The sequence below is a fragment of the Calothrix sp. UHCC 0171 genome (genome assembly GCF_034931845.1).
Classification (GTDB): domain Bacteria; phylum Cyanobacteriota; class Cyanobacteriia; order Cyanobacteriales; family Nostocaceae; genus Brunnivagina.
In genome coordinates, this window is sequence record NZ_JAYGHN010000009.1 from 168849 (window position 1) to 176898 (window position 8050).

The window sequence follows — 8050 nt, forward strand, 5'->3', positions numbered from 1 at the left end:
TATTGATTACATATTATTATAACCAAAATTAATATTACCTCAAATTATTCTTAACAAGATTCTGATATTAAATTCCCTTAAATCCCATGTTACTTTCTAACTTTTGCTCAGTTGCAGTAGAACTTTTCTTGGCTAAGTTAGAAAGATGAGAATTATGATATTTTATGCCAATTTGGCTGATGATAATTCCCACTAAAATTAAACTACCACCAATATACTGAGCTAGAGTTGGCACCTCAGCCAAAACTAAATAAGCTGCTAAAACTCCTACAATTGGAGTAAAAGAGCCAACCAGAGAAGCAACAGAAACAGTAGAAGCTCTTAAACCCTTAATCCAAAATGACTGACCTAGCACTACAATTACTACGCCATATACTAACATCCACTGCCACAAAAAAGGTGAAAATGCATCCATAAAATGGTCGCCACCATAAAGTATTAAAGCAATAAAGAAAAATATGACGGTTCCCAAAGCTGTACGAAAAACACTATAAATTCCCAAAGGAATTTGAGTAAGATTTTGTTTACCAATAATTGTTGATACTGCTAAAGCAAATGCTGCCACTACTGCCAAGACTTCTCCAATTCCAATATGAAAACCTGGCAAATTCATCATGGCTTCTCCTGGAGGTTGCAGAATAATTGTGAAAGTGACACCAATAAAGGAAATGAATGCTCCTATAATTGCCCAAATATTTACTCTTTCTTTCAACAACCAAACTGATAAAGCTAATGTTAAAGGTGGTTCCAAACGTCCAACCAAAACAACATTATTAACATTAGTTAATGCCAATGCTTGAAAAATTAAACCAGGTGCGATCGCTCCTGATAAAATAGCGACTATTGTCAGATTAAACCAGGTTTTTCTAGATATTTTTGCCAATATAAATCTATTCCACTGTCGCCAGTAGATTATCATCAAAACTATTAATGCACACAGATTACCTACAAATAATACATTACATAGAGAAATTGGATTGCGATCGCCCATAAAATTTTGAGCGCCAATTTCTGTCAGTTTCCTCGTTATTGCACTAGATGCTCCAAAAATCAAAATAGCCAGCCAAAGATAAATTTGTCCTGGAATTTTTTTGTGGATTTGACGCTTCCGTCTGCTATACCTGGAAACCATAAAACCCCTACCATGAAAACACTTTTTCTTGATAATAAACTGCCTTGATTAAGTCAGGGTGAGGTAAATCTGAAAAAATCCTGAGTAAAAATTGAGTTTTTTTAGGGATAAATTCAGAAAAATCCTGGTTTGGGTTCAACTAGTTCTCAGGGCTGACTGCAATACTTTGGACAGTTGAGATGATGCAAACACTAAATTCAAACCAAAAATTCAGGAGTCAAAAATGAAATTTAATTCACTGCTTGCAACTATTACCCTAGCTAGTATGGTGACGATTTGGGATGCGCCAATTAAACTCATTAATCCTTCACTGGCTCAGGCTTCAGCCCAAGAAATGAAACAGGAAATGAAAGATGTGACTGGCTTAAAAGCTCAACAAAAAATTGATATGCTTATCAAAAGTAAAGGTCAGTTTGGCAGTGGTGATCAACTCAGACGTTACTTTTTTGGAGATTTAGAGCCAATTGCTGTCCAACCTGGTGGAGCCGGAATGGTTGTTAATCTCTACAATAAAGCCAATAATGTGACGATTTCTTATTGTGCAACCTATGATGTCGTAGTTGCAGTCAAAAAAGGTAGAATTACTGCTTTTGCACCTAGCGAAGTTAAGTAATTTTGATAAATTTGCATTCAACTCATATCTTCTAGCATTGCCAATCCAATAGTTACCGCAATTGATACATAAATTAGCTAATAGTAAAAGTAGTCTTAATAATACTAAAACATTCCATATTTTTTTATTTTTAGCTTATTAAAATTGACTTTAACTATTAGCTTACAACTCAAATTTTGAGTTAAATCTTGACATTAATCAAATCAATAATTTCTAAATAGAGGTTTAATATGGAAGCTAAAGATGTAATTTTACTATTGCATCCAGTATTTGCCGTGATTATAGTTTTTCCCTTAATTGGGATTGTCGTCAATCGTGCATTACAAACTCGTCAGCGTCGCTTAGAAACAAAAGCAACAGGTAAAAGTAAGATACCCCCAGTTGTGGGACAAGAACATGTTCAGTTAGGTCGTTGGTTAACAGGTTCTGTGGTTAGTATTGTTTTAATAGCTTTGGCAAATGATATTTTTGTCAATATTTTGGAAAAGCAAGTTTGGAAAAAATCACCTTTTCAGGTAACTTTTATCATCTTATTATTTGTGGCGACAATTATTTCTCAAATTTTACTTTATCAAGCCAAACAAAAAAAATGGCGTGCGATATTTGCGACATTAACTGGAATGGGCTTGGTGATACTTGGCTGTCAAGATGGCATTTATCGCAAAACAGACCAGTGGTATATTTCCCATTACTACTATGGAATAGCTGCTACTTTATTAATGATTTTCTCTCTAGCGATTTTGCCCGAAATCTACAAAGACAAAAGTAATTTTTGGCGCAAAGTTCATATCACCTTCAGTTGTATTGCTCTCCTCATATTTATCGTGCAGGGAATGACGGGAACACTTTCATTATTGGAAGTTCCCCTGAGTTGGCAAGAAGCATATATACAGCAACTTTATCAGCAAAATTGTAATACTCAAACTTGCATAATTCAGGCTCCAAGTTTACCTAAAAAATCTGAATAAATCTCAATAAAAATTCAATTTTTACTATTACTCATTTATATCCTTGAGTTTTTCAAGAATTCGAGGATATAGGTGAATTGTGATCAACAAAATTATTCCCTTAATGCATATCCCACCCCACGCGCCGTATATATCAAACGCTTCTCATTATTTTCTTCCAACTTCAAACGTAAATAACGAACATAAACTTCGATAATATTAGAATCCCCCATAAAGTCATAACCCCAAACCTTTTCTAAAATTTGCTCCCTCGTAAAAACCTGACGGGGATGACTCAGAAGATATTCCAATAAATCAAATTCTTTTGCTGTTAAATCGATCGCCCTTTTACCACGAAACACTTCACGAGTACGACGATTTAAACTCAAATCTTCAAACTGTAATAAATCTTCATCTGTTTCTTGAGTACGACGCAGATGGGCACGAATTCTGGCTAATAATTCCTCTATACTAAAAGGCTTCACCACATAATCATCAGCACCCGCATCTAAACCAGCTACACGATCGCTCACTTCATCTTTAGCTGTCAACAAAATCACTGGTATCTTATTACCTGTAGCTCGCAAACGACGGCACAGTTCTAAACCTGTTAACCCTGGTAACATCCAATCCAAAATAGCTAAATCTGGTGATGACTCCCGTGCTAAGGTTAACCCAGTCATCCCATCGTGGGCAACACTCACCTTGTAACCTTCGCTACTCAGTTCCAATTCCACAAATCTTGCTAATTTAATTTCATCTTCAACTAGAAGTATATGTGCAGTCATATTATTCATATTTATATATCTCAAATCCTACATTTAGTTAATGTAATGCCACAACAAAAGTAATTTTTTGGTCAGGTTCCGGAAAAACTGCAACCTTAACTTCCATAATCTCTACAAACCTGATAAGACGCATGAAATAATTTTTGATTAAATTATTAATCTCTAAATAGTTATTAAAAAATGTAAAGAAAACTTAATATTTGTGTGAGTGATTGCTTTCTGGTAATCTAAATTTTTGTAACAGTAAATATCCGTTTTTATATCTTTTTGTGTCAAACAGACGACGAATGCGGCTTTATGAAGGACTTTTCTGATAAAAACTTCATAGTACCTCAAATTGTCGAAATATATTACATGTAAGGTTTGCCTGCGCTTTCCACACATGTAGCTGACCCTTTAAAGAAGAGAACACGCATTTAAGGAGCTTCGTTAGCATGTTCACTCACGTCAAGTCCACCATTCGTCATATTGCACCCGACGATTTGCGGGGACGGCATTTACTCAAGGTGGTCTATGTCGTGTTAGAGTCGCAGTATCAAAGTGCTTTATCGCAAGCGGTTCGGGAGATTAATCAAAATAATCCGAATCTGGCGATCGAGATTAGCGGCTATTTGATTGAAGAACTTCGCGACAAAGAAAATTATGACGAGTTTAAGCGGGAGTTGGAAACCGCAAATATTTTTATTGCCTCGTTAATTTTTATTGAAGATTTAGCGCAAAAAGTTGTTGAGGCTGTAACACCCATCCGGGATAATTTGGATGTGGCGGTTGTATTCCCATCGATGCCCGAAGTCATGCGATTGAATAAGATGGGGAGTTTTTCCCTCGCACAACTGGGACAATCGAAAAGTGCGATCGCTCAGTTTATGAAGAAGCGGAAGGAGAAATCCGGCGCTGGCTTCCAAGATGGGATGCTGAAGTTGTTGCGGACTCTTCCCAATGTGCTGAAGTATCTGCCCGTGGAAAAAGCTCAGGATGCACGTAATTTTATGCTGAGTTTTCAGTATTGGTTAGGTGGTTCCCCAGAAAACCTGGAGAATTTCCTGTTGATGCTGGCTGATAAATATGTATTTGATAAAAATAATCACAATGTCGAGAGGCGAAATATCGGCTCTCCCTTGGAGTACGAAGAACCTGTCACCTACCCCGACATGGGTATCTGGCATCCTCTGGCACCTTCGATGTTTGAAGATGTCCGGGAATATCTCAACTGGTATAACAGCCGCAAAGATATATCAAACGATTTAAAAGACCCTTTAGCGACCTGTGTTGGTTTAGTATTACAACGTACTCACCTTGTCACTGGAGACGATGCTCACTATGTGGCAATGGTACAGGAACTGGAATCCTTAGGTGCAAGGGTGATTCCAGTGTTTGCAGGTGGTTTGGACTTTTCTAAGCCTGTCGATGCCTATTTCTACGAACCGACTACTAAGCAAGTACAAATAGATGCGGTAGTATCTTTGACTGGCTTTGCGTTGGTGGGTGGACCTGCTCGACAAGACCATCCCAAGGCGATCGACTCCCTCAAACGTTTGAATCGTCCGTACATGGTCGCCTTACCTTTGGTATTCCAAACTACAGAGGAGTGGTTGGATAGCGATTTAGGTTTACACCCGATTCAGGTAGCTTTACAAATCGCCATTCCCGAATTAGATGGGGCGATTGAACCGATAATTATGTCGGGTCGAGATGGCACAACTGGAAAAGCGATCGCATTACAGGATCGAGTGCAAGCGATCGCGCAACGGGCATTTAAATGGGCAAATTTGCGCCGCAAACCCAAGCTCAATAAAAAAGTTGCCATCACTGTATTTAGTTTCCCCCCCGATAAGGGAAATGTGGGAACAGCAGCTTACTTGGATGTATTCGGTTCCATTCACGAGGTGTTGAAGGCACTCAAACAAAACGGTTACGATTTACCGGATTTGCCGGAAAGTGCTAAGGAATTGATGGAACAGGTCATTCACGATGCCCAAGCACAATACAATAGTCCCGAATTAAATGTTGCTTACCGGATGTCGGTTCCTGAATATGAGGAATTAACTACCTATTCCCAACGTTTAGAGGAAAACTGGGGACCACCACCCGGACATCTCAACAGTGACGGACAGAATTTACTAATTTACGGTAAGCACTTTGGGAATGTATTTATTGGCGTACAGCCGACATTTGGTTATGAAGGCGACCCGATGCGGTTGTTATTCTCCCGTTCCGCTAGTCCCCACCACGGTTTTGCGGCATACTACACCTACCTAGAAAAGGTCTGGGGTGCAGATGCGGTATTACATTTCGGAACCCACGGTTCCCTGGAATTTATGCCCGGTAAGCAAATGGGGATGTCGGGTGATTGTTACCCTGATAACTTGATTGGTAGTATTCCCAATCTCTATTACTACGCCGCCAATAACCCTAGCGAAGCTACAATTGCTAAACGTCGCGGTTATGCAGAAATCATTTCCTACTTGACACCTCCCGCAGAAAATGCTGGTCTCTACAAAGGATTAAAGGAACTCAGCGAATTAATTGCTTCCTATCAAACCCTCAAAGATGGTGGTCGGGGTATCCCCATTGTGAACACCATCATGGACAAAGCGCGGATGGTTAATCTTGATAAAGACATCGAGTTACCAGAAACCGACGCAAAGGATATGTCCCAACAGGAGCGGGATAATATCGTCGGTATTGTTTACCGCAAATTGATGGAAATCGAATCGCGGCTATTACCCTGCGGTTTGCACGTCATTGGTAAACCACCCACCGCCGAAGAAGCGATCGCAACCTTGGTAAATATTGCTAGCTTAGACCGTCAGGAAGAAGAACTGCTGGGTTTACCTAGAATCATCGCCAATAGTATTTACCGCGACTTGGAAGAAATTTATAAAAACAGCGATAAAGGTGTTTTGCAGGATGTAGAACTTCTGCAAAATATGACCTTGGCAATCCGCGCGGCTGTAGCTGCATTAGTCAAAGCTCAAACCGATTCTGAAGGTCGTGTTTCCCTAATTTCCAAGTTGAATTTCTTCAACATGGGTAAAAAAGAACCTTGGGTAGAAGCATTACACAAAGCTGGTTACACCAACGTTGATACCGATTCCCTGAAGAAATTATTTGAGTACCTGGAATTCTGTCTGGAACAAGTTTGTGCAGATAAAGAACTCGCAGGATTATTACGCGGCTTAGAAGGCGAATACATTCTACCAGGACCTGGTGGCGACCCCATCCGTAACCCAGATGTCCTGCCCACAGGTAAAAATATCCACGCCCTCGATCCCCAATCAATCCCCACCCAAGCCGCAGTTCAATCAGCCAAAATCGTCGTCGATCGCTTACTAGCGCGAAACATGACAGAAAATGGTGGTAACTATCCGGAAACCATCGCCTGCGTACTCTGGGGTACAGATAACATTAAGACCTACGGGGAATCACTGGCACAAATTATGTGGATGGTTGGTGTCCGTCCAGTTCCCGATGCCTTGGGTCGTGTTAACAAGTTAGAATTAATACCTCTTTCGGAATTAGGTCGTCCCCGCATCGACGTAGTCATTAACTGTTCGGGAGTCTTCCGCGACCTGTTCATCAACCAAATGAATCTGCTCGATCAAGCTGTGAAAATGGCAGCAGAAGCAGACGAACCCTTGGAAATGAACTTTATCCGCAAACATGCACTAGCCCAAGCGGAAGAAATGGGAATTAATCTGCGTCAAGCAGCAACCCGCGTTTTCTCCAACGCATCCGGCTCCTACTCCAGCAACATCAACCTGGCGGTAGAAAATAGCACCTGGGAAAACGAAGGTGAGTTGCAGGAAATGTACCTCAAACGTAAATCCTTTGCCTTTAGTGCCGATGATCCTGGAATGATGCAAAATTCGCGGGAAATCTTCGAGAAAACCTTGAAAACTGCCGAGGTGACATTCCAAAACCTGGATTCTTCCGAGATTTCCTTAACAGACGTATCCCACTACTACGACTCCGACCCAACAAAATTGGTTGCAAGTCTGCGTGAAGATGGGAAAATGCCAGCATCCTACATGGCAGATACTACCACCGCCAATGCCCAGGTTCGCAGCTTATCAGAAACTGTCCGTTTAGATTCCCGTACCAAATTGTTGAATCCGAAATGGTACGAAGGAATGTTATCCCACGGTTACGAAGGTGTGCGGGAATTATCGAAGCGCTTAGTTAACACCGTTGGTTGGAGTGCAACATCTGGTGCTGTTGACAACTGGATATATGAAGATGCGAATAGCACCTTCATGGAAGATAAGGAAATGCAGGAACGGTTGTTAAATCTCAATCCCCATTCCTTTAGAAAGATGGTGACAACTTTGTTAGAAGCAAACGGTAGAGGATATTGGGAAACCAGTGAAGAAAACCTCGATCGCTTGCGGGAATTATATCAGCAAGTTGAAGATAAGATTGAAGGAATCGAATAATTTCGGTTGAGAAATAACCATAAATTATTAATGTAGAGACGCGATCGATCGCGTCTTTTTTTATTTATTTTATTTCCAGATTGATATTGGCAAATGAAACAAATTGGGTAAAATAAGTGGGTCGGTGTTAAAAA

General features: G+C 40.2%; 5 protein-coding genes. 3 read left to right on the forward strand and 2 right to left on the reverse strand.

Annotated elements, in window-relative coordinates:
* Positions 1 to 67: 67 nt before the first annotated feature.
* Positions 68 to 1132: a DMT family transporter gene (locus tag VB733_RS09845; RefSeq protein ID WP_323339904.1), complete on the reverse strand. Its 1065-nt coding sequence runs from the start codon at positions 1130 to 1132 to the stop codon at positions 68 to 70.
* 223 nt (positions 1133 to 1355) lie between these two features.
* On the opposite strand from VB733_RS09845, the gene VB733_RS09850 reads away from it, so the two are divergent.
* Complete coding sequence (locus VB733_RS09850; protein WP_323339905.1) at positions 1356 to 1745, forward strand: hypothetical protein; 390 nt, start codon at positions 1356 to 1358, stop codon at positions 1743 to 1745.
* Between the two features lie 230 nt (positions 1746 to 1975).
* The gene (locus VB733_RS09855) at positions 1976 to 2713 is read left to right on the forward strand and encodes a DUF4079 domain-containing protein (protein WP_323339906.1); all 738 of its coding nucleotides are present in this window, start codon (positions 1976 to 1978) and stop codon (positions 2711 to 2713) included.
* Positions 2714 to 2805: 92 nt separating this feature from the next.
* Here VB733_RS09855 and VB733_RS09860 read toward each other — a convergent pair whose 3' ends face one another.
* Entirely contained in the window at positions 2806 to 3480 is a 675-nt protein-coding gene (locus VB733_RS09860) for a response regulator transcription factor (protein WP_323339916.1), read from the reverse strand.
* 434 nt (positions 3481 to 3914) lie between these two features.
* Between VB733_RS09860 and VB733_RS09865 the strand changes: the two genes are divergently transcribed.
* Complete coding sequence (locus VB733_RS09865) at positions 3915 to 7916, forward strand: magnesium chelatase subunit H (protein WP_323339907.1); 4002 nt, start codon at positions 3915 to 3917, stop codon at positions 7914 to 7916.
* Positions 7917 to 8050 lie beyond the last annotated feature (134 nt).

Excerpts from the sequence above, each read along its gene's own strand:
- VB733_RS09865 (WP_323339907.1), top strand. The coding sequence starts at position 3,915 with ATGTTCACTCACGTCAAGTCCACCATTCGTCATATTGCACCCGACGAT.
- VB733_RS09860 (WP_323339916.1), bottom strand. The coding sequence starts at position 3,480 with ATGACTGCACATATACTTCTAGTTGAAGATGAAATTAAATTAGCAAGA.
- VB733_RS09850 (WP_323339905.1), top strand. The coding sequence starts at position 1,356 with ATGAAATTTAATTCACTGCTTGCAACTATTACCCTAGCTAGTATGGTG.
- VB733_RS09845 (WP_323339904.1), bottom strand. The coding sequence starts at position 1,132 with ATGGTTTCCAGGTATAGCAGACGGAAGCGTCAAATCCACAAAAAAATT.
- VB733_RS09855 (WP_323339906.1), top strand. The coding sequence starts at position 1,976 with ATGGAAGCTAAAGATGTAATTTTACTATTGCATCCAGTATTTGCCGTG.